Raw genomic sequence first — 20,389 nt, 5'->3', positions numbered from 1 at the left:
AATCGTCAATGAGGTTCAAAGCCATACAAAAGAGGTGCTTGATATAAGGATGCCATTGCAAATGTAAAAGACCGAGGAAAAATTCATTTATTGTAAAGGAGCCCCAAATTGCAATTTACAATTGACGCCTATGTAAAATTAATCGAATTGCTTAAATCATCTGATTATAAGTTTTGTTTATATGACAATTGGGACGAAGTTGAAAAATCCGTTATTCTGCGCCATGATATCGATTTATCTCTCGATAAAGCAGTTGAAATCGCGAAAGTAGAAAAAGAGCTGGGTGTGAAGTCAACGTATTTTATCCTTTTAACAACGAATTTTTATAATATTTTTTCAAAAGAATCTTATAACAAAATTATGCAGATCAAAAATCTTGGGCATGTCATTGGTCTACATTTCGATGAAAAAAGATATGCAATAACAACGATTGACGAAATGGAGAATTATATTTTAGAGGAATTAAAAATTCTACGACAATTACTGAATGAAGAAGTCAATGTCATATCGATGCATAGACCTTCAAAATTAATATTAGAAAATGACATCCAAATTAAAGATGTGATTAACTCTTACAGTAAAAAATATTTCAAAGAGATGAAATACGTCTCTGATTCAAGGATGAATTGGAGAGAAAATGTTATAGAAATTATTCAATCGAATCAGTATAAAAAACTCCATATATTAACTCATCCATTCTGGTATTCAACGAATGATGAACCAATCGAAGAGAAGTTAAAAAGGTTTTTACAAAATGCAATTGTTGAACGATACCATCATTTAAATGATAATCTTACTGATTTACATCAACTGATAGAAAAGAAAGAAATCCTTCACTAAAATAATTATTCCCTCCTAAAAATCTACAAAAACTTTGGTTCTCGCCGTGAAGATATTTCGAATTGAAGATCCTCGTTGTTGCTTGTGTACTGCGAAATCTATTAGGAAACTCGAGGTAGTGTCATGACTAATTTGAAATATGCCTTAATAGGTTGTGGTAGAATTTCACCGAATCATATTTCTGCTGCACTCAGTAATAACTTAAAAATTGTCGCCCTTTGTGATATTGACCAAGAAAAGATGGACCAAATTGTAATGGATTTTCATTTACCTCAAGACGTAAAAAAGTATGTAAATTATGGGGAAATGTTAACAATCGAAAAACCAGATTTAGTTGCAATTTGTACGGAAAGTGGGAACCATGGTCAAATTGCACTTGATTCCATAGATGCGGGATGTCACTTAATAATAGAAAAGCCGATTTCACTCTCGTTAGAAGAGGCAGACCAAATTATTAAAAAGTCGAAAGAGAAAAATGTAAAGGTCAGTGCTTGTCATCAAAACCGCTTTAATAAATCTGTACAGAAATTAAGAGAAGCTGTTGAAGGTGGACGATTTGGTCGACTTCTTCATGGAACGGCTCACATTCGTTGGAATCGTGGACGTGATTATTACAACCAAGCGCCTTGGCGCGGTACATGGTCACAAGATGGTGGCGCTCTTATGAATCAATGCATTCATAATATAGACCTGCTCAGATGGATGATGGGAGAAGAAATTGAAGAGGTTGTCGGGTTAACTGATAATTTAATGCACGGTTATATTGAGGCAGAAGATTTTGGTGTTGCTCTCGTAAAATTTAAAAATGGAAGCTATGGGCTAATTGAAGGAACGACGAATATTTACCCAAGAAATTTAGAAGAGACTTTATATATTTTTGGAGAAAAAGGGACTGCCAAACTTGGTGGGAAATCAGTCAACCTTATAGAAGAATGGATGTTTGCTGATAAGTTAGATGATCCACAACAGATTAAGTCTACCTATTACGAAAACCCACCAAATGTCTACGGTTTTGGTCATACGCCACTTTACGAAGATGTAATTGATGCCATTGTAAGTGATCGGGAGCCATATGTAACTGCATTGGATGGTAGAAGGGCATTAGAACTAGTCCTTGCAATCTATCATTCTTCTTTTAAAAAGGAAATCGTCAAATTACCACTACACAAAGGAAGTACAGTTGATTTTAAAGGGATGTTTTGACGTTTTCATCACAAATGGTTGATAGGAGATGACCATGTCTGATCTAGAAAAATACCGATTATTTAGTGAACATGAAAAAACAATTCCACTATTTTCAAAAGGCTGGTGGATGGATGCCGTCTGTCCAGATGAATGGAATGTCATATTAATAGAAGAAAACGAACGAATTAACGCAGCATTACCCTATTATTTGAAACAAGAAATCGGACTAAAAGCAATTCAAAAAGCCCCATTAACCCAAAATCAAAAAGTTTGGATACGATTTCCAGAAGAGCAAAAGTATGAAAAAAAGCTAAGTTATGAAATGAAAATGTTGAATGCTGTAATTGAAAAAATAGAGCAAATGAATTTAACGAAATACCAGCAATATTTGCATTATTCGCTGACGAATTGGCTTCCTTTTTTCTGGAAGGGGTACTCCCAAACAACCCGGTATACGTATGTCATATATGATACATCGAATATGGAGCAGCTCTATAATAATCTTAATTCAAATGTTAGAAAGCTCATTCGCAAAGCTAAAAAACTCGTTCAAGTGAAAGAAAATTTAAGTATAGGTGAATTCTTTGATTTAAATAGAATGACCTTTGAACGACATAACATGGCGATTCCCTATTCATTCGAAATTGTTTCAAGAATCGACCAACAGTGTAAAGAACGAAATGCAAGGAAAATTCTTTATTGTGTTGACGAGAATGACAAAATCCATGCTGCTGCATATTTTGTTTGGGACGAAGAATCTGTCTATTATTTAATGTCTGGTTCCGTTCCAGAATTTCGACATTCCCAATCACTTACTTTGCTTTTATACGAAGGGATTAAACTTGCCCACAAGTTAGGGAAAAAGTTTGATTTTGAAGGAAGTATGAAAAAAAATATTGAACATCATTTTAGACAGTTTGGAGCTATGCAAGTCCCGTATCATAACATTTTTAAAGAGTTTTAAAATTGATTTAAACCGTATGTATTGGCTACTTGGAAAATCGCAAATAAACATCTGGAAATCGCAAATTGAAAGTAGGTTTATGACATTGAAAATATCGGTTCACCAACCAAATTATTTACCATGGATTGGTTATTTCGATAAATTAGATCAATCAGATAGTTTCGTCATACTGGATAAAGTAAACCGAGCTAACAGAGGTTTCCTAAACAGGAATTCTATTTTAACATCTAATGGAAAATTGTTACTGACTGTACCCCTTCAAAAAGGCGAACTTCAAATAAATAAAATTAAAATTGATAACAGTAGTAATTGGAAGGAAAAACATTGGGGTGCGATTGAGGCAAACTATAAAAAGACACCCTTTTGGACATTGTATAAAGAACGTTTTAAGAGTATATATGCTGAGGATATGGATTATCTATGTGATTTGAATATTCAATTTCTTAAACTAAATTGTGAAATTTTGAATATCGATGTGAAAATCTACCGTGAGTCAGAGTTTCATGAGGATTTTGGAACGAGTAGTGAGCGTATAGCAAATATCGTTCAAAAACTGAAAGGGGATATTTATATTTCCGGTAGTGGTGCAAGAGCTTATAATAATCCAGATGATTTCAACAGTAGAGGGATAAAACTTCTTTATCAAAATTTCCAACATCCTCTTTATAGCCAAAAGTGGGGGAATGAGTTCACACCAAATCTATCGATTATTGATTTAATATTTAATCATGGTCCACATTCGATTGACATTATTCGTTCTAAAAGGAAAGAGTTACTAGAAGAGTAGATAGATTACTTTTGGAATTTAAAATCGATGCATCAATTAACATTGGGGATGATCATTTTGCAATTTCGAGATTTACAAGCTCAATATGTTCAATATAAAACGCAAATAGATGCAGCAATTCAACAAGTATTATTAGGTACGAATTTTATCGAAGGGAAAGAAGTAAAGGAACTTGAAGTGCGGTTAGCAGATTATGTTGGAGTCAAACATTGCATTACATGTGCAAATGGAACGGATGCCCTGTCACTCGTTTTAATGGCATGGGGTATTAAAGAAGGGGATGCCGTATTTGTTCCGGACTTTACGTTTTTTGCGACGGGAGAAGTAGTTTCCTACTGTGGTGCTACGCCAATCTTTGTTGATGTATGTCAGGATACTTTTAATATCGATCCAACAAAACTTGAGCATGCAATTATTAACACTCAAAATGAAACGAACTTAACACCAAAAGTTGTTATCCCCGTCGATTTATTTGGTTTACCTGCGAACTACCCTGAGATTGAAGCGATTGCTAAAAAGTATAATTTATTAGTTTTAGAAGATGGAGCTCAAGGATTTGGTGGCCATTTAAACGGAAAAAAAGCATGTAGTTTTGGTCACGCTGCTACAACGTCCTTCTTTCCGGCTAAACCTTTAGGTTGTTATGGGGATGGTGGCGCAATTTTTACTAATGATGACCAGTTAGCTGAACTACTTCGTTCTATTAAAATCCACGGCAAAGGGGCCGACAAATACGATAATGTCCGGATTGGAGTTAACTCAAGATTAGACACAATCCAAGCTGCTATTTTAAATGTCAAACTGGATGCCTTTCTTCAACACGAATTAAATGACGTGAACCGTGTAGCACAACAATATAATCACAGTTTGAAGGATTCAGTAATAATACCTGTCATTCCGAACGGTTACTATTCTAGTTACGCACAATATACAATTCAACTGAAAACTAAAAAAGAAAGAGACTATTTACAATCTCAACTGAAGCAACATTGTATCCCAAGTATGATTTATTATCCAATTCCAATGCATAAGCAACTAGCTTTCTCCCAATTACAATTCAACAATCGTGATTTTAAAGTGACGAACCAACTTTGTAATACTGTCCTCTCATTACCAATCCATCCATATTTGACGAATGAAGATATTCAAAAAGTAATTAAGATTGTTCAGCAAAATACTTAAATTTTTATGTATACCCTTTTCAATAGATATTTCAATTATTTAAAGTATCCATGGACTATTAAATATTTAACAGTGGGGGGCTTCCTTTGCAAAAAGTAATTAATCCAACAATTAGATATAAAGAAGATTTAGATGACAAAAAAATTAGTATTGCGATAATGTCCTCCACAGTTATTCTAACTGTTCAATATTTCATTTTAGTTGTTTTTAATTTTCTTGATACATCAACTGGTACCATTGTTCAACTTGGCTCTAAAGTAGTTGTAGGCATTATTTTTGCATACACGTTTCCCATTGTGTTTAAGGAACAAAAATGGAACCTATTTATCGTTTACTTTATTTCCATTTTCATATTTTTAAGCCACTATTTATTTTTCCCAGATAATCAAAAATATATGGTAGAACTCATCTTTCCTTTGTTTTTTACTTGTTTACCAATGTTTGTATATGCGATGAGTTTGAAAAATTGGAACGTATTAAAAGATGTTATGAAGAAAGCTAGTTTCATAGTGTTTGTGTGTGGCTTACTTTTAAGTTTGATGATTTTGCTTGGAATTGCAAAGATCGATGTATATAGTATGACTTTTTCATACTACATGCTTTTACCAGCCATCATGTACTTAGATGAATTCATCGATCGACTGTCCTTAAAGGCGTTCTTCATATCTTCTGCAACGTTAATCAGCATTTTAGCCATTGGTTCTAGAGGTGCTGTATTATGTGCTGCTGTATTTATTGTATTAAAACTTATTAAACCTGCCGCACAATTTAGATTATCTAGAGTAAGAATGTATCTTATTTTTGCAGTTACGACTATATCTATTTTTATATTTATTAATTTACAAAGTTTGTTATTACTTCTTTATAATTGGCTACTACAATTTGGACTGAACAGTAGGAGTCTTACTCTTTTTCTTTCTGGGGAAGTTTATTTAAGTGGTCGGGATGACTTATATGAAAAAGTAATTTCGGCAATTTACGATCATCCACTTGTGGGAATTGGTATTGCTGGGGATCGACGTGTTTTAGATGGTTTGGGTGTGTATGCTCATAATATATTTTTAGAGTTGCTGGCAAATTTCGGGGTATTTATTGGATTATTTATTATCTTCTTTTTACTCTTCCTGATTATTCGGATGTTTTTTATAAAGGAAGATTTAAGTTACAATCTGTTAATTATTTGGTTTAGCTTAGGTTTTGTTAGTTTGTTTGTGAGCGGATCCTATTTAACAGATTTAAGTTTCTGGACATTTTTGGGCTTGATGATCAGTTATTTTTTTCAGAAGAAAAGAATGAACGAACCAATTGTTAGAAAGTAATTTCCGAATTTCAATCTATTACAAACATCATAGGATCTTGATGAAACGATTCAGTCATTCCTTCAACAGCAAGAGGGTGCACTCAAATTGAATAAGTTTAAATTTTTGCAAGATTCATTGTATAACATCCTTGCGATGGCCATCCCCATTGCAATACTTCAGTTTCTCTCTCTCCCTTTTATAGGTATACAATTAGGAGATGAGGAGTATGGACGGATCGTTACAATCATCAGTCTATATACACTTCTAAGTTTTCCATTTGGAAATGTGTTGAACAATATCCGACTACTTTATAATGAGGAATACAAAAGAGAGAGAACTTCTGGGGATTTTAACTTTTTGTTATCAACGAGTTTGTTTATTTCTACTTTAATGATGATTGTCGGGATTGTTTACTATGTAGAAAACTTTTCTCTTTTACATCTCATCTCTATTTTGCTCATTTCAGGCTTAAATCTAGTAAGAGAATATTTAATTGTCAGTTTTCGATTAGATTTAGATTTTAAAGCGATTTTGTATAATAACTATTTTTTAGGGATCGGCTATATTTATGGCACTTTTTTATTTTATTTAACTGGGAAATGGCAGTTTATTTTTCTATTAGGTTATAGTATTAGTTTGCTTTACATAGTACGAAAATCAGATTTAATCCTCGAACCATTAGTCATTACAAAATTATATAAAAAGACAACCTACAAAAGTGTCATACTTCTATTTTCTTCTCTATTAAAAGATATATTAAATTACGCAGATAAATTACTGATCTTTCCGTTACTAGGTCCAGCAGCAGTTTCTATCTATTATACATCTACTTTAATAGGAAAAATTATGTCCATGATTATTACTCCAATTAATGGAGTTATTTTAAGTTATATAGCAAAGTATGAAAGTTTTAGTACAAGGCGATTTTTATCGATTTTGTTAGTTACAGGAATTGTTGGAGTTGTTGGTTATATATTTTCCATTCTGATCAGTCCATTTGTTTTACACCTTCTTTATCCGAGTTGGGCAACTGAATCGTTGTACTATATTTTTATTACGACTGCAACCGCGATTGTTGGTTTAATGGGTTCTGTTGTTCATCCATTCGTTTTGAAATTTATGCATATACATTGGCAGCTAGTGATTAATGGCTCTAATGTCGTTGTTTATGTAATTTCCTCAATCCTTTTATTCCAGCAATATGGTCTAATGGGGTTCTGTATTGGAATCCTTATCTCCAATGTGTATCAACTTATATTATTGGTTGGGATTTTTGTATTTAAGAACAAAAAGAAATGATTCGATTGCAAAGAGTTTAATAGTTTATTACACTTCAAAATTTGACGTAATTTTCTTCTATTCGAATAATTCCAACAAAACGAAAGTATGTTGACTTAAGGACGTAATAAATAATGTATTGAATCCTAGTATTAAAGGGGGGTTGTAATGGCCAATGCATTAGATCTAAAACATTTCATGAAATTTCTACTGAGGCGTTTTTATTTAATCATGAGTTTTGTATTGGTCGCAGCTGGGATCGCAGCAGTGTTTAGCTTTTTTATTCTTAAACCTGTCTATGAAGCTCAAACACAAATTTTAGTAAATCAAAACAATAAAGGCATCGAAAACATGAGCTGGAGTTATCTCGAAAGTGAATTACAGCTCATCAACACATACAACGTCATCATTAAAAGTCCGGCAATCTTAACTAAGGTAATTGATGAACTTAAATTACCTCTAACAACAGAAGAGTTGTCAAAACAAATCACGATTACAAATGAAAACAAATCAAAAGTGATAAATATCAAAGTAGAAGATGACAATCCAGAACAAGCGGTTATTATGGCAAATAAAATCGCAGAAGTTTTTCAAAAGGAAATCCCTAGTCTCATGAGTATTAATAATATTAATATTTTATCTAAAGCTAAATTGAGTGACGATCCAAAACCCATTAAACCAAATAAATTGCTAAACATATCGATTGCTGCTGTGCTTGGTTTTATGATGGGAATTGGTATTGCGTTACTGATTGAAATGTTTGACTCCACGATTAAGTCCGAAAAAGATGTAGAAGAGATTCTTGATTTACCTATTATTGGAATTATTAGTACGATTGAATCGCCTAAAGAGGTGGGTGACAACAAGAGATGAAAAGGGGCTTGTTTAAAAAGAAGCATACAATTAGTAAGAATCCGCAACGCAATCTTGTAACGTTCACTGACTCCAATTCGATTATTTCAGAGCAATTTAGAACAGTACGTACAAATATTAATTTTTCTTTACCAGATAAAGAATTAAAGTCAATTGTCATTACATCTTCAACTCCAGGTGAAGGAAAGTCAACCAATGCTGCCAATATCGCAGTTGTGTTTGCCCAAGAGGGAAAAAAAGTACTATTAGTAGATGCAGATATGCGTAAACCAACCATACACTACACCTTTCAACTACAAAATTCACTCGGATTGTCGAATGTATTAGCGAATCGAAATAACCTCGTAAAAGTAATTCAAGAATCATTTATTTATAAACTTCATATCATTACCAGTGGTCCTATTCCTCCAAATCCTACGGAACTTCTACTTTCAAAAAATATGGATTTTTTCATAGAAGAAATGAAGAAAAAATACGATGTTATTATTTTTGATGCACCCCCTGTACTGTCCGTTTCTGATCCACAGATTTTAGCTCATAAATGTGATGGTACACTATTAATCATTAATACGGGAGTGACAGAAAAGGAAAATGTCATGAAAGCGAAAGAAATTCTCCTTTCCACTCATGCGAAGCTGTTAGGTGTGATTTTAAATAACTATAAATTGACTGAAAGTCATTATCATTATCAAACTAATTATAAATATGAATAATTGATAGGATATTAAGGCTGTGAAATGAAAAAGTCGATTTGTCACGAAGCGTGTGAATCAAATCGATTTTTTTATTATCCAAAATTAGAGAATTTTGTAAAAAGGAGTGGGGAACGTGATTGATATCCATTCACATATTTTATTTAACGTGGATGATGGACCAGGAACGATTGAACAGTCCATTGAAATGTTGGAAACAGCCGCCAATGAAGGAATCAGAAATATCATTTCAACTTCACATCTTTACCATCCACAATATTCTGTTCCTGCTAAAGTAGTAAAAAATCAAGTAAAACAGTTGCAAAATGAAATGGACCAACGAGGGATCCCTCTGTCCATTCACCTTGGTCATGAAGTTCGATTGAATGAAAAATTGGTGGGTTTATATGAATCAAAGGAAATTTATACCCTTGCAAACTCACGCTATTTGTTGATAGAACTTCCATCGAATACTGTTCCGCATTATACAAAATACATTATTCGTGACTTATTAAGTGTCGGTACTACTCCGATTATTGCACATCCTGAAAGGAATAGGGGGATTGCAGAAAACCCGAAGCGGTTAGAGAGTTTAATTCGCGATGGTGCATTTGCTCAAATTACCGCAAGTAGTCTAGCTGGACACTTTGGGAAGAAGGTTCAGAAACTTTCACTTGAATTAGTCACTAATAATTTAGTACATACGTATGGTTCGGACGCGCATAATTTATCGACGCGACCTTTTTTATTCCGTAAGGGATTAGATTATTTGGAGAAACAAAAAGAGTTGGATTCGATTCAGTTGTTTCTAGAAAACAATCGACGAGTACTTTTAAATCAACAACTGGTTCAATATGAACCTCGATATGAAAAGAAAAAATGGTGGAAATTATTTTAAGATAGAATATGTGTGAAGTAAAAACCATGAGTGTTTCTCATGGTTTTTTCTTTTTGGCTTTTTAGTATCCTAATCCCCACGAATGTGAACTTATTTTTTGAGGCTGAAGCATTAGCGATTAGACCCATTGATAGAATTACATGACATTTGCAATCTAGTTTCTCTCAATAAAGTCCTAATATTCGAGACCATCCTTAATTTCTCCATTTTCTAGAAACAAATACACCTCTTTTGCCTAGGAAACTTTTATTAAAAATAATAGGCATCTATACAGTTCGTTGTTACTAATTTTTATATACTAATCCTAGAATAATGGAAATTTATTTCCTTTTTCCTACCAATCAAATCATGTTTTGAATGTGGGAGTCGCCAAATTAAAAGAGGTGCAAAAAGTTGAATTATCAGATCAGGTATTTCATTTTTTTCGTATTGGACTCACTTAGTGCACTTTCGGCTGTTTTTATTGGATATTGGTTAGTTAATCCTTCACTGAATTTCAATAATTCTTTTATCATTAGCGCTACTTCCCTAATTCTAACTTATCAAATTTTAGCTTATTTCCTTCACTTATTTACAAGAATATGGAGTGCCGCATCCGTTCGAGATTTATGGTCAGTTAGTTTTGTGACTACCTCTTCAGTCATCGTTGCAAGCTTTTGTCAACTGATCCTTCAAGGTACTGTCGATTTCCGTGAAAACTTAATAATATGGTTGCTTCTTCAAGTGTTAATCGGTACTCCTCGCGTTATTTTGCGAATATTCCACGAGATGAAAAGCACAAAACCACGAGGGAATTTAAAGAGAGTATTAGTGGTAGGTGCAGGGGGAGCGGGAACAATGCTCATTCGTAGTATCCAGAGAAATCAGTTAAAAGAGTATGAAGTGGTGGCTATCGTCGATGACAATAAAAATAAGCAACATCTTAGTCTATGGGGAATTGAAGTGTGTGGAACAACAGATGATATACCCCGAATTGTTCAAGAAAAAGATATTCATATTATCATCTTAGCGATACCATCCCTTGATAAAATGCAGTTGAAGAGAATTTATGAACTGTGCAAAAAAACAAAAGCAAAAATTAAGACGATGCCAAAAATTGAAGACATTATGACTGGAAAAGTACAGTTTCATGACATGAATGAAGTTAAGATTGAAGATCTTCTTGGTAGAGAAGAAGTTAAACTTGATATGGAAGCAATTTCGAACAAAATAATGAATAAAAAAATTCTCGTGACAGGTGCTGGAGGTTCAATAGGCTCTGAAATTTGTCGACAAGTAGCCTGTTTTAAACCAAAACAGTTAATTTTATTGGGTCATGGGGAGTTTTCTATTTTCTCCATCCATCTTGAGTTAATGGAGAACCCACAATTTAGCGAAATTGATTTTGTACCTGTTATTGCAGACGTGAAAGATCGAGAAACAATTTTTGAAGTGGTTCAACAATATCAACCAGATGTTATCTATCATGCGGCAGCATATAAACATGTGCCTTTAATGGAATATAACCCGAGGGAAGCTGTGAGGAATAATATTTTCGGGACTCAAAACATAGCAGATGCAGCTCATCATTTTAAAGTTTCAAATTTTGTGATGATTTCTACCGATAAAGCTGTTAATCCGACAAACGTGATGGGTGCTACAAAACGGATTGCTGAAATGATTATTCAAAACTTAGCTAGAGAAAGTGATACAAACTTTGCAGCAGTTCGGTTTGGAAATGTACTTGGATCCCGTGGTAGTGTCGTACCTAGATTTCGGGCACAAATCGCAAAAGGTGGCCCTGTTAAAGTGACACATCCGGAGATGACACGGTATTTCATGACTATACCAGAGGCATCGAAGTTAGTATTACAGGCCGGTGTTTTAGCAAAGGGTGGCGAAGTATTCGTATTGGATATGGGTGAACCCATTAAAATACTTGATTTGGCTAAAAACTTAATCCGGTTGTCAGGATTTTCCGAAGAAGAGATTGGAATTGAATTTACTGGTATACGCCCTGGCGAGAAGATGTATGAGGAATTATTAAACTCGGAAGAAATTCAAGATGAATTCATTTTCCCAAAAATTTATATTGGGAAAGCACATTGTCCCGATGAAAAAAGGTTAATGTCGTTGCTGTCAGAACTAGAAACTCTTGAAAGTCAAGAACTAAAGAGGCACGTCATTGATGTAGCAAATGGTAAAGGATGGAAAGGTTGAAAATGCAATTTGAGTATTTTGTTCGAGTGGGTTTGAGTGAAAATCGGGCATTATTATAATGAATGCGTGACTTTATCACTTAAATCCACCAGTTAATTTTTACCCAAAACTACAATTACTATGAAAACTAGATAGGTGGTAAAATGAGCACTTTAAAAGAAAAGTTATTAAATAAAACCGCCGTACTCGGAGTGATTGGACTTGGTTATGTTGGTCTTCCACTTGCAGTAGAGAAAGCGAAAGCAGGCTATAAAACGATTGGATTTGACATTCAAGAATGGAAAGTGAGTAAAGTGAATACGGGTATTAATTATATAGGGGATGTGGTAAATGAAGATTTACAGGAAATTGTAAATTCTGGCTATTTACGTGCGACATCAGATTTTGCAGAAGTAGCAAAAGCTGATTGTGTTTGTATTTGCGTCCCAACCCCACTCGATCAACATAAACAACCCGACATTAGTTATGTAAAAACTTCTGCTCAAAATATTGTCCCCTATATGCATAAAGAAATGTTAATTGTGCTAGAATCTACAACTTACCCCGGAACAACAGAAGAATTACTAAAACCAATTTTAGAATTATCAGGTTTAAAGTGTGGTGTAGATTTCTATCTTGCATTTTCACCAGAACGTGTAGACCCAGGGAATATATTCTTCAAAACAAAAAATACTCCTAAAGTTGTTGGTGGCGTTACTGAAAAATGTACGGATATTGCGGCCACTTTATATGAAAGCATTTTAGAAGCACCAATTCATCGAGTATCATCTCCAGCCATCGCCGAAATGGAAAAAATTTTAGAAAACACTTACCGAAACATTAATATAGGGCTTGTCAATGAATTATCCATTTTATGTAACAAGATGGGTATTAATTTTTGGGAAGTCGTTGACGCAGCGAAATCAAAACCTTATGGATTTCAGGCGTTTTATCCTGGACCGGGTATCGGTGGACATTGTATTCCACTAGATCCTTATTATTTATCGTGGAAGGCAAGGGAATATGGTTTTCATACGTCTATGATTGAAGCTTCTATGATGATTAATGATCGAATGCCAGAATACTGTGTAGAACGCGCAAGCCGAATACTAAATCAATCAAAAAAAGCGTTAAATGGTTCTAACATACTCGTACTCGGCATAGCTTACAAGCAAGATATTGATGATTACCGAGAAAGTCCTGCGATTCGAATCATTGAGGAATTAGAAAATGAGGGGGCAAATGTAAGATTTTTTGATCCCTTTATCTCTGAGTATAAGTTCCTTGAAGTATTGAAAAAAGGGGAACCTGAATTAACAGAAGAGTTAATTCGTAGCGCGGATTTGGTCATGATTACAACGAATCATTCAAGTGTCGATTATTCTTTTGTGGAAAAACATGCAAAGATTATCTTTGATACTAAAAATGCAATGAAAGAGATTATTAGTAGAGGAAAAATAGAGTTGTTATAAAAACAGGGTCAGTGTAGGGTTCACAAAGAATTTCGTGAATCACACTGATTCTTTATTTTAACAGTATTACAGGTACATAGATAAGTTACTCGGCCAAATGGTCCCCTTCGAACTTAACTATTTCAAATCATACAAAAGTTGATTATAAGCACAGTCATTTGCTACTTCTTATGCATATTTTATGGAGTGAGGTAGGTCTCTAATAAGCTCTAAATAATCCTATAATACCTATGAATCTATAGCTCTTTCGCAACTAAATAGTTCAAGGGGGACCGTGCATTGTGTGGGGTACTATTGATTTCCAACAAATTTATAGAGCGTTAGTAAAACGTATTTTGATAATATTAAGCATTGTAATTGTATCAGTTGGATTAACAGGATTTATCACTCTATTTTTTATGAAACCAGTCTATGAAGCGGAAACGCAAATATTAATTAATAGTAAAAGTAATTCGGAAGTCAATGCTTCTGACCTTTTAGAAAGAGATTTAAAGTTAATTAATACTTATAACGTTATTATAAAAAGTCCTGCCATATTAGATCTGGTAATCAAAGAATTAGAATTAGAGTCGGATTACGAAACATTAACGAAACAAATTTCAGTATCGCACGCGGAAAATTCTAAAGTCGTTAATATAAAAGTGCAACATAAAAATTACGAATTAGCTGTTGAACTAGCAAATACTATCTCCAAAATTTTTAGTTCACAAATACCGACGATTATGAGTGTCGATAATGTCAATATTTTAACAGAAGCAGATATAAGTGCTAATCCTCATCCTGTTAAACCAAATATACTATTAAATCTTGTTATTGGATTAGTAGTTGGTATTTTAGTAGGGATTGGCATAGCGTATTTATTAGAGTTTTTAGATACAACGATTAAAAGAGAAAAAGATATTGAGGATTATTTAGAGCTACCAATTATAGGTGTTATTAGTACTTACCGAAAAGAAATAGATAATAAAATTCCTGATACTTTGAGAAAAAAACGGAGGAGGAGAGGGGGAACTAAGTATGGAAAATACTCGAAGTGATGATAAGCAAAAAACCTCTTTAGGACCAAACAGCTTAATCACTTTTTTAGAACCTAAATCAGTTATTGCGGAACAATTCAATACGATTCGTTCGAACATTAATTTTACATTACCTGATCATGATGTGAAAAAAATCTTGGTTACTTCGTCTACTGCTGGAGAAGGAAAATCAACCATAGCTTCAAATTTAGCTGTAGTGTTTGCAAAGGAAGGAAAGAGAGTATTAATTATAGACGCAGATATGCGTAGACCAACATTACATTCTACATTTGATATAGAGAATAGATACGGTTTATCAAACACATTGTCAAAAAAGGTTACGTATATGGAATCTGTACAAGAGACTTTTATTTTTGAATTATATATCTTGCCTAGTGGTCCAGTGCCTATGAACCCTTCTGAACTACTAGCTTCAAAAACTTTGAACAAACTTATGGAAATATTTGAACAGTATTTTGATGTCATTATTTTCGATGCCCCACCATTACTGCCAGTAACTGATGCCCAAATTATTTCTAATATTTGTGACGGGACAATTCTTGTTGTCAATTCAGGTAAAGTTAACCGTGCTGATGTATTAAAAGCTAAATCCCTTCTAGAAGCTTCTCATGCTAAAATCCTCGGAGTAGTTTTAAATAATTTCAAATTACCGAATAACCATTATTATTATAGTGAGTATAAATGATGATCAATTTAATAAATTCTGTTGAACGCGATTTCAAATGGGATTGCGTTTTTTTTTGTGTTTTTGTTTCCCTTTGCGATCTTTTATCTAACCTAGCGAAAAAATATTATATGGAAATTAATATCAGTTGATTAGTTGAGCTAAAACTGGTGAAAAATAGTGGTAATATTAATTTTCGTGGAAAAGGGTTGGTTGAATGAATGATAAAGGGGTTGTCATGAATAAGCAAACGCAAACGAATGCTGCTGCCACGGTTTCTTTTTGGATTGCCGTTTTAGGTTTTTTCTTAAGTTTGCTTCCTTTTGTCGGTTGGGTGTTTGCACCAATCTGGATGATAGCGATTTTGTTTGGAATGGTCGGATTGGCAAAGGGTCATAATCGCCGGCTTGCAATGTATGGGATTTTGATTGGACTATTTACGTTTGCTTTTAAGATTGTTCTGCTACAAGTTTTTGTTTGAAGTTTTGATTCTGGGAAAGCGCAAGCAGTTCGGGTTTGTGCTTTCCATAAAATCCTCATCAACTCTCACCACGCGGGCCTCAATTTACAATCAAACAACCAAAAATCAATCACTTATGTTAAGATTGTACAAGATTGTTTAATTAGAAAGAGTGATTATATAAATGAAAGTAATTTTTATTGGAGATATTGTAGGATCGATTGGACGAGATGCAGTAGAAAAATATTTGCCACGTCTAAAGAAAAAATATCAGCCTGATGTTGTTATTGCCAATGGGGAAAACGCAGCGGCAGGGCGCGGGATTACGTACAATATTTATCAACAACTGTTGCAAGCTGGCGTTGATGTTATTACGATGGGTAACCATACATGGGATAATAAAGATATTTTTGAGTTTATTGACGATGCAGATTATCTGGTAAGACCTGCAAACTTTTCAAAAGACGCACCAGGTAAAGGGGTTGTGCAAATTGAAAAGGGTGGAGTAACATTATCGGTAATTAATCTCCATGGTCGTGTATTTTTACCACCCCATGACGATCCATTTGCGGTGGCTGATGAACTTGTTGAAGAAGCACGCAAAATATCTCCATTAATTTTTGTCGATTTCCACGCTGAAGTGACAAGCGAAAAAATCGCTCTTGGTTGGCATTTAGACGGCCGAGTGTCTGCGTTAGTTGGAACTCATACGCATGTGCAAACAGCGGATGCTCGCATTTATCCGGAAGGGACAGCATACATTACAGATGTAGGAATGACCGGTCCTTACGATGAAGTTCTTGGAATGACAAAAGAAAGTGTAATTTATAAATTCCAAACGAACATGCCTTCCCGCTTTGAAGTTCCGAAAAAGGGTAGAGAAGTGTTAAGCGGATTTTTTGTTGATATTGACAATAAAACAGGTAAAGCTAAATCGTGTGAGCGAATTTATATAAATGCGGATTATCCGTTTGAGGCGTAGAATATTGCGGTAGACCACCCTACATATTAGGGTGGTCTTTATTTTTTTGCGGCTAGCGGTTTCGGAATTCATTTTTTATAAAAATAAATTTCCTAATAATACAAATTACATTTTCTTTTGATTCTATTTGACTAATGAGCAGCATAAAATGTGATACGGACACAAACTTAAACGTCCTTTGAATGAACGAAACCACAAATACCGTTTCATTCAACAAACACATAATAAAGCTCTATGGGGAGGAATAGTTGTGGATTCATTAAAAGTATCGTCTCGCTCTAATCCAAATTCTGTTGCAGGTGCGCTTGTTGCTGTTATTCGTGAGCAAGGTTACGCAGAAATGCAAGCAGTAGGTGCAGGTGCATTAAACCAAGCAGTGAAAGCAGTAGCGATTGCGCGCGGCTTTGTTGCACCTAGTGGAACAGATTTAATTTGCGCTCCAGCATTTGCAGATATTACGATTGCTGGTGAAGATCGAACAGCATTGAAACTTGTTGTTGAAAAACGTACAAGATAATCGTTCAAAGGTTCAAGGGGTGGCCCAAAAGCAGAATGTGCTTTTGAGGTCATCTTTTTCTTTTGGGACTGAAAGATGAAGGTTGTTCGGGATAAAGATTTAGAAATATTGGAATATAGAAGTGTTGAATGTTATTAGGTATTAATATTTATTTTCATGCTATAGTTTCCTAAGAAAATAGTTATTTTGGAGGAAATTATGAAGAAATTATTTTGCCTATTATCATTGTTCATGAGTATCTTTTGGCTTTCTGCTTGTGGTGATGAAATGACGACTGAAGATATCGATCGACTTACAATCAATCTAACTTCACCTAAAATAGAGAAATATATTGCCGAACCATTTAGTAGTGTGATCGGCGGCGGTGATGATAATAAATACATAACGATTAAAACGGATGCTAGTGATGAATTTATTAATTTAACGGATCAAGAAAAGTTCATCGTATTTTCGAACATTATTCGGAAATTAAATGAACTACAATTAACATTATTACATTCACAGCCAGTTCGTGGTTATATTCAAACCGATCTTTGGTGTGGGGAGAATATTAGTTGTACGATTAGCCTAATTGAGTTACATTTCGGTGATGATGTGTATACCTACGATCCAAGTTTCCCATCTAGCTTGTATCTGAATGGGGATGAAATCTATGATTCTAGTCGTGATATGTTTGATTTTATGATGGAAAAGTACGAAGAGCTTACTAATGATGGACAAGTGTACGATCCTCTACTACATGACATCATTGTCGCGAAGTTAGTTAGTGTCAAATATAACATGGATGAAGAAGAAGCTTTGAAATGGGCTAAGGATACTGCAAATGAAATTTTAGAATATCAAGCAACTGATCAACTTATTGAATTATAGTATAGTTTTATAAAAGACGGTTCGCTCAAATTTAGGCTAGGTTTTGTCTTTTATAAGGGGTCTAAATGACATTTGGAGCGGGATTTCCCTGAGAAATGTCTTTTATAAGGACTCTAAAAGACATTTGGAGCAGGATTTCCCTGAGAAATGTCTTTTATAAGGTCTCTAAAAGACATTTGGAGCAGGATTACTCTGAGAAATGTCTTTTATAAGGTCTCTAAAAGACATTTGGAGTAGGATTACCCTGAGAAATGTCTTTTATAAGGACTCTAAAAGACATTTGGAGCAGGATTACTCTGAGAAATGTCTTTTATAAGGTCTCTAAAAGACATTTGGAGCAGGATTTCCCTGAGAAATGTCTTTTATAAGGTCTCTAAAAGACATTTGGAGTAGGATTTCCCTGAGAAATGTCTTTTATAAGGACTCTAAAAGACATTTGGAGCAGGATTACTCTGAGAAATGTCTTTTAAAGGGTCTCTATCAGACATATGGAGCAGGATTACTCTGAGAAATGTCTTTTATAGGGTCTCTAAAAGACAATTCGCCTAGGTTTTCCCTTAGTAATGTCTTTTATAGGGTGTCTAAAAGACATTTGGAGCAGGATTACTCTGAGAAATGTCTTTTATAAAGGCTCTAAAAGGCAATTCGCCTAGGTTTTCCCTTAGTAATGTCTTTTATAAGGTCTCTAAAAGACATTTGGAGCAGGATTACCATTAGATTTGTACTTTATAAGGTTTATAAAAGACATTTGGCGAAGGTATTCTTTAGATTTGTCTTTTATAATTTATCTGGTTACGCCTTACCCAGAATCATTTATCGAAACACCAACATTTAGAAATAAAAGCCTATGAAATTTTTATAGAGTGAATTTCATAGGCTTTGTTATTTATTCCACCGGGAACCATCCAGGCACGTTCATAATTTTATGCCATAAACCATCTGGAATGACTAATTCCTTTTGATTGTTTCGGTTAATTTTTGTGATGATTTCATTTTCTCTACCTTCTTGGATTTTTTGAACCCAGTCAGGATCTACGATAATTCCTCGCCCGATTGCCAAAAGAGCAACGCCAGTATCCAATGCTTTCCGCGCATCATCCGCAGTTTGAATGGACCCAACACCAATAAGCGGAACTCGGTTATCAATCGTTTCTAGCAAATATTCGACTCGCGTTTTCGTTAAATCATCTACACCGACTCTTGGCGTTGAGAAAAAGTCTCCTAAAGAAACGTGAAGGTAATCTAATCCTTGATCAGCGAGGACATCAACGAATTTTAGCGTATCAACCATTGTGATTCCTGGTGTTTCAGCTTCTTCAGGTGAAAAACGGTAGCCGACAATGAAAGGGGATTTCGCATGAGCTGCTACGACACTATTAATTTTATCAATAATAGCTAATGGGAAAGCCATTCTTCTTTCTAAGCTGCCACCAAATCGGTCTTCTCTACGATTGGAATGTGGTGAGAAAAATTGTTGAACGAGGTAGCCGTTTGCACCATGTACCTCCACACCATCATAGCCCGCTTCGATTGCACGTCGCGTCGCTTCTCCAAAGGCATCAATGATTTCTTCAATTTCTGTTTCAGTAAGTGCACGAGGTGTTTTAGCACCGGGTCTTTCAGCTGGGATTGCGCTTGCGCTGACAATATCACCATTCGGTACTAAATCCGGAGGGCTCTGTCTACCACCATGGTAAATCTGTAGAATCGCTTTTGCCCCTTGCTCTTTTATGGCTGTAGCAACCTTCCGTAAACTTGGAATCAATTCATCGCGGTCCGCACCAAAATGATAGAAAAAGCCTTTACCATTCTGAATAACATAGGTACAAGCAGTAATCACTGCACTCACACCACCGGAACGACGGGCATAGTATCTTAACTCATCTTCAGTAACCGTCCCATCTGGATTCGATGAATAGTGAGTCATTGGTGCAATTACTAATCGGTTTTTCAATTCCACACCATTCGGTAATGTTAAAGGTGAAAATAAATCCTTATATTTCTCATTCATAACTTTCTCCCCCAATCTAGTCAAATCTCCTATTTAACGATACGCTTAGTCGTTTTAATTTTCAAATAGGTTGCTTTGTTTCGTGGAAATGGAAATAAGGGGGAGATATTCCATATAAGATTGAGAAATATCTGTATTTGCCTACAAATAAGAGGAGTTTTTTCATTTAATTTTTCAAAATTCCTGAATTTCGACTAA

19 protein-coding genes are annotated in these 20,389 nt (G+C 34.6%); 18 read left to right on the top strand and 1 reads right to left on the bottom strand.

The genetic code is table 11. The features are described from left to right. Positions 1-108 precede the first annotated feature (108 nt). From CRO45_RS07905 to CRO45_RS07820, 18 genes are all read left to right on the top strand, one after another. Positions 109-840, top strand: coding sequence for a polysaccharide deacetylase family protein (locus CRO45_RS07905; protein WP_097149122.1), 732 nt, complete (start codon positions 109-111; stop codon positions 838-840). Positions 841-963: 123 nt separating this feature from the next. Further along, positions 964-2,043 carry a Gfo/Idh/MocA family protein gene (locus CRO45_RS07900; protein ID WP_097149121.1) on the top strand — a complete coding sequence of 360 codons (1,080 nt, stop codon included), beginning with the start codon at positions 964-966 and terminating at the stop codon, positions 2,041-2,043. Between the two features lie 34 nt (positions 2,044-2,077). After that, the gene (locus CRO45_RS07895) at positions 2,078-2,989 is read left to right on the top strand and encodes a GNAT family N-acetyltransferase (RefSeq protein WP_097149120.1); all 912 of its coding nucleotides are present in this window, start codon (positions 2,078-2,080) and stop codon (positions 2,987-2,989) included. 85 nt (positions 2,990-3,074) lie between these two features. Continuing rightward, positions 3,075-3,776 (top strand): WbqC family protein, encoded by a 702-nt coding sequence (locus CRO45_RS07890; RefSeq protein WP_170949436.1) that lies wholly within the window; start codon positions 3,075-3,077, stop codon positions 3,774-3,776. A 48-nt stretch (positions 3,777-3,824) separates the two neighbouring features. Next, positions 3,825-4,958, top strand: a complete 1,134-nt coding sequence (locus tag CRO45_RS07885; protein WP_235864553.1) for a DegT/DnrJ/EryC1/StrS family aminotransferase — start codon at positions 3,825-3,827, stop codon at positions 4,956-4,958. A gap of 86 nt (positions 4,959-5,044) precedes the next feature. Beyond that, on the top strand, positions 5,045-6,277 hold the full coding sequence (locus CRO45_RS07880) for an O-antigen ligase family protein (RefSeq protein ID WP_097149117.1): 1,233 nt from the start codon (positions 5,045-5,047) through the stop codon (positions 6,275-6,277). A gap of 87 nt (positions 6,278-6,364) precedes the next feature. Then, positions 6,365-7,558: a lipopolysaccharide biosynthesis protein gene (locus CRO45_RS07875; RefSeq protein ID WP_097149116.1), complete on the top strand. Its 1,194-nt coding sequence runs from the start codon at positions 6,365-6,367 to the stop codon at positions 7,556-7,558. Between the two features lie 147 nt (positions 7,559-7,705). Next, on the top strand, positions 7,706-8,410 hold the full coding sequence (locus tag CRO45_RS07870) for a YveK family protein (protein ID WP_097149115.1): 705 nt from the start codon (positions 7,706-7,708) through the stop codon (positions 8,408-8,410). Further along, positions 8,407-9,123 carry a CpsD/CapB family tyrosine-protein kinase gene (locus CRO45_RS07865; RefSeq protein WP_097149114.1) on the top strand — a complete coding sequence of 239 codons (717 nt, stop codon included), beginning with the start codon at positions 8,407-8,409 and terminating at the stop codon, positions 9,121-9,123. Before CRO45_RS07870 ends, CRO45_RS07865 begins: the two co-directional genes overlap by 4 nt. A gap of 115 nt (positions 9,124-9,238) precedes the next feature. Next, a complete protein-coding gene (locus tag CRO45_RS07860; RefSeq protein ID WP_097149113.1) occupies positions 9,239-10,000 on the top strand; it encodes a tyrosine-protein phosphatase in 762 nt (253 codons plus the stop codon). A 393-nt stretch (positions 10,001-10,393) separates the two neighbouring features. Next, the gene (locus CRO45_RS07855) at positions 10,394-12,199 is read left to right on the top strand and encodes a polysaccharide biosynthesis protein (protein ID WP_097149112.1); all 1,806 of its coding nucleotides are present in this window, start codon (positions 10,394-10,396) and stop codon (positions 12,197-12,199) included. A 143-nt stretch (positions 12,200-12,342) separates the two neighbouring features. After that, a complete protein-coding gene (locus CRO45_RS07850; protein WP_097149111.1) occupies positions 12,343-13,650 on the top strand; it encodes a nucleotide sugar dehydrogenase in 1,308 nt (435 codons plus the stop codon). Between the two features lie 281 nt (positions 13,651-13,931). Continuing rightward, positions 13,932-14,687, top strand: a complete 756-nt coding sequence (locus CRO45_RS07845; protein ID WP_097149110.1) for a YveK family protein — start codon at positions 13,932-13,934, stop codon at positions 14,685-14,687. Beyond that, on the top strand, positions 14,668-15,372 hold the full coding sequence (locus CRO45_RS07840; RefSeq protein WP_097149109.1) for a CpsD/CapB family tyrosine-protein kinase: 705 nt from the start codon (positions 14,668-14,670) through the stop codon (positions 15,370-15,372). The genes CRO45_RS07845 and CRO45_RS07840 overlap by 20 nt, the downstream gene beginning before the upstream one ends. Before the next feature lie 196 nt (positions 15,373-15,568). Next, on the top strand, positions 15,569-15,832 hold the full coding sequence (locus tag CRO45_RS07835) for a hypothetical protein (RefSeq protein ID WP_097149108.1): 264 nt from the start codon (positions 15,569-15,571) through the stop codon (positions 15,830-15,832). 163 nt (positions 15,833-15,995) lie between these two features. Next, entirely contained in the window at positions 15,996-16,793 is a 798-nt protein-coding gene (locus tag CRO45_RS07830) for a TIGR00282 family metallophosphoesterase (RefSeq protein ID WP_097149107.1), read from the top strand. A gap of 250 nt (positions 16,794-17,043) precedes the next feature. Then, on the top strand, positions 17,044-17,310 hold the full coding sequence (locus tag CRO45_RS07825; RefSeq protein WP_036174445.1) for a stage V sporulation protein S: 267 nt from the start codon (positions 17,044-17,046) through the stop codon (positions 17,308-17,310). 198 nt (positions 17,311-17,508) lie between these two features. Then, positions 17,509-18,180 carry an LptM family lipoprotein gene (locus tag CRO45_RS07820; RefSeq protein ID WP_097149106.1) on the top strand — a complete coding sequence of 224 codons (672 nt, stop codon included), beginning with the start codon at positions 17,509-17,511 and terminating at the stop codon, positions 18,178-18,180. Between the two features lie 886 nt (positions 18,181-19,066). On the opposite strand, the gene CRO45_RS07815 is transcribed toward CRO45_RS07820, so the two are convergent. Beyond that, positions 19,067-20,191 carry an NADH-dependent flavin oxidoreductase gene (locus CRO45_RS07815; protein WP_097149210.1) on the bottom strand — a complete coding sequence of 375 codons (1,125 nt, stop codon included), beginning with the start codon at positions 20,189-20,191 and terminating at the stop codon, positions 19,067-19,069. Positions 20,192-20,389 lie beyond the last annotated feature (198 nt).

The organism is Ureibacillus acetophenoni (assembly GCF_900220965.1).
GTDB classification, from domain to species: Bacteria; Bacillota; Bacilli; order Bacillales_A; family Planococcaceae; genus Ureibacillus; species Ureibacillus acetophenoni.
Note: the sequence above shows the minus strand (reverse complement) of the source record. Positions and strands in the feature narration are given on the sequence as shown.

Excerpts from the sequence above, each read along its gene's own strand:
- CRO45_RS07900 (WP_097149121.1), top strand. The coding sequence starts at position 964 with ATGACTAATTTGAAATATGCCTTAATAGGTTGTGGTAGAATTTCACCG.
- CRO45_RS07895 (WP_097149120.1), top strand. The coding sequence starts at position 2,078 with ATGTCTGATCTAGAAAAATACCGATTATTTAGTGAACATGAAAAAACA.
- CRO45_RS07885 (WP_235864553.1), top strand. The coding sequence starts at position 3,825 with ATGATCATTTTGCAATTTCGAGATTTACAAGCTCAATATGTTCAATAT.
- CRO45_RS07870 (WP_097149115.1), top strand. The coding sequence starts at position 7,706 with ATGGCCAATGCATTAGATCTAAAACATTTCATGAAATTTCTACTGAGG.
- CRO45_RS07865 (WP_097149114.1), top strand. The coding sequence starts at position 8,407 with ATGAAAAGGGGCTTGTTTAAAAAGAAGCATACAATTAGTAAGAATCCG.
- CRO45_RS07850 (WP_097149111.1), top strand. The coding sequence starts at position 12,343 with ATGAGCACTTTAAAAGAAAAGTTATTAAATAAAACCGCCGTACTCGGA.
- CRO45_RS07840 (WP_097149109.1), top strand. The coding sequence starts at position 14,668 with ATGGAAAATACTCGAAGTGATGATAAGCAAAAAACCTCTTTAGGACCA.
- CRO45_RS07835 (WP_097149108.1), top strand. The coding sequence starts at position 15,569 with ATGAATGATAAAGGGGTTGTCATGAATAAGCAAACGCAAACGAATGCT.
- CRO45_RS07830 (WP_097149107.1), top strand. The coding sequence starts at position 15,996 with ATGAAAGTAATTTTTATTGGAGATATTGTAGGATCGATTGGACGAGAT.
- CRO45_RS07820 (WP_097149106.1), top strand. The coding sequence starts at position 17,509 with ATGAAGAAATTATTTTGCCTATTATCATTGTTCATGAGTATCTTTTGG.
- CRO45_RS07815 (WP_097149210.1), bottom strand. The coding sequence starts at position 20,191 with ATGAATGAGAAATATAAGGATTTATTTTCACCTTTAACATTACCGAAT.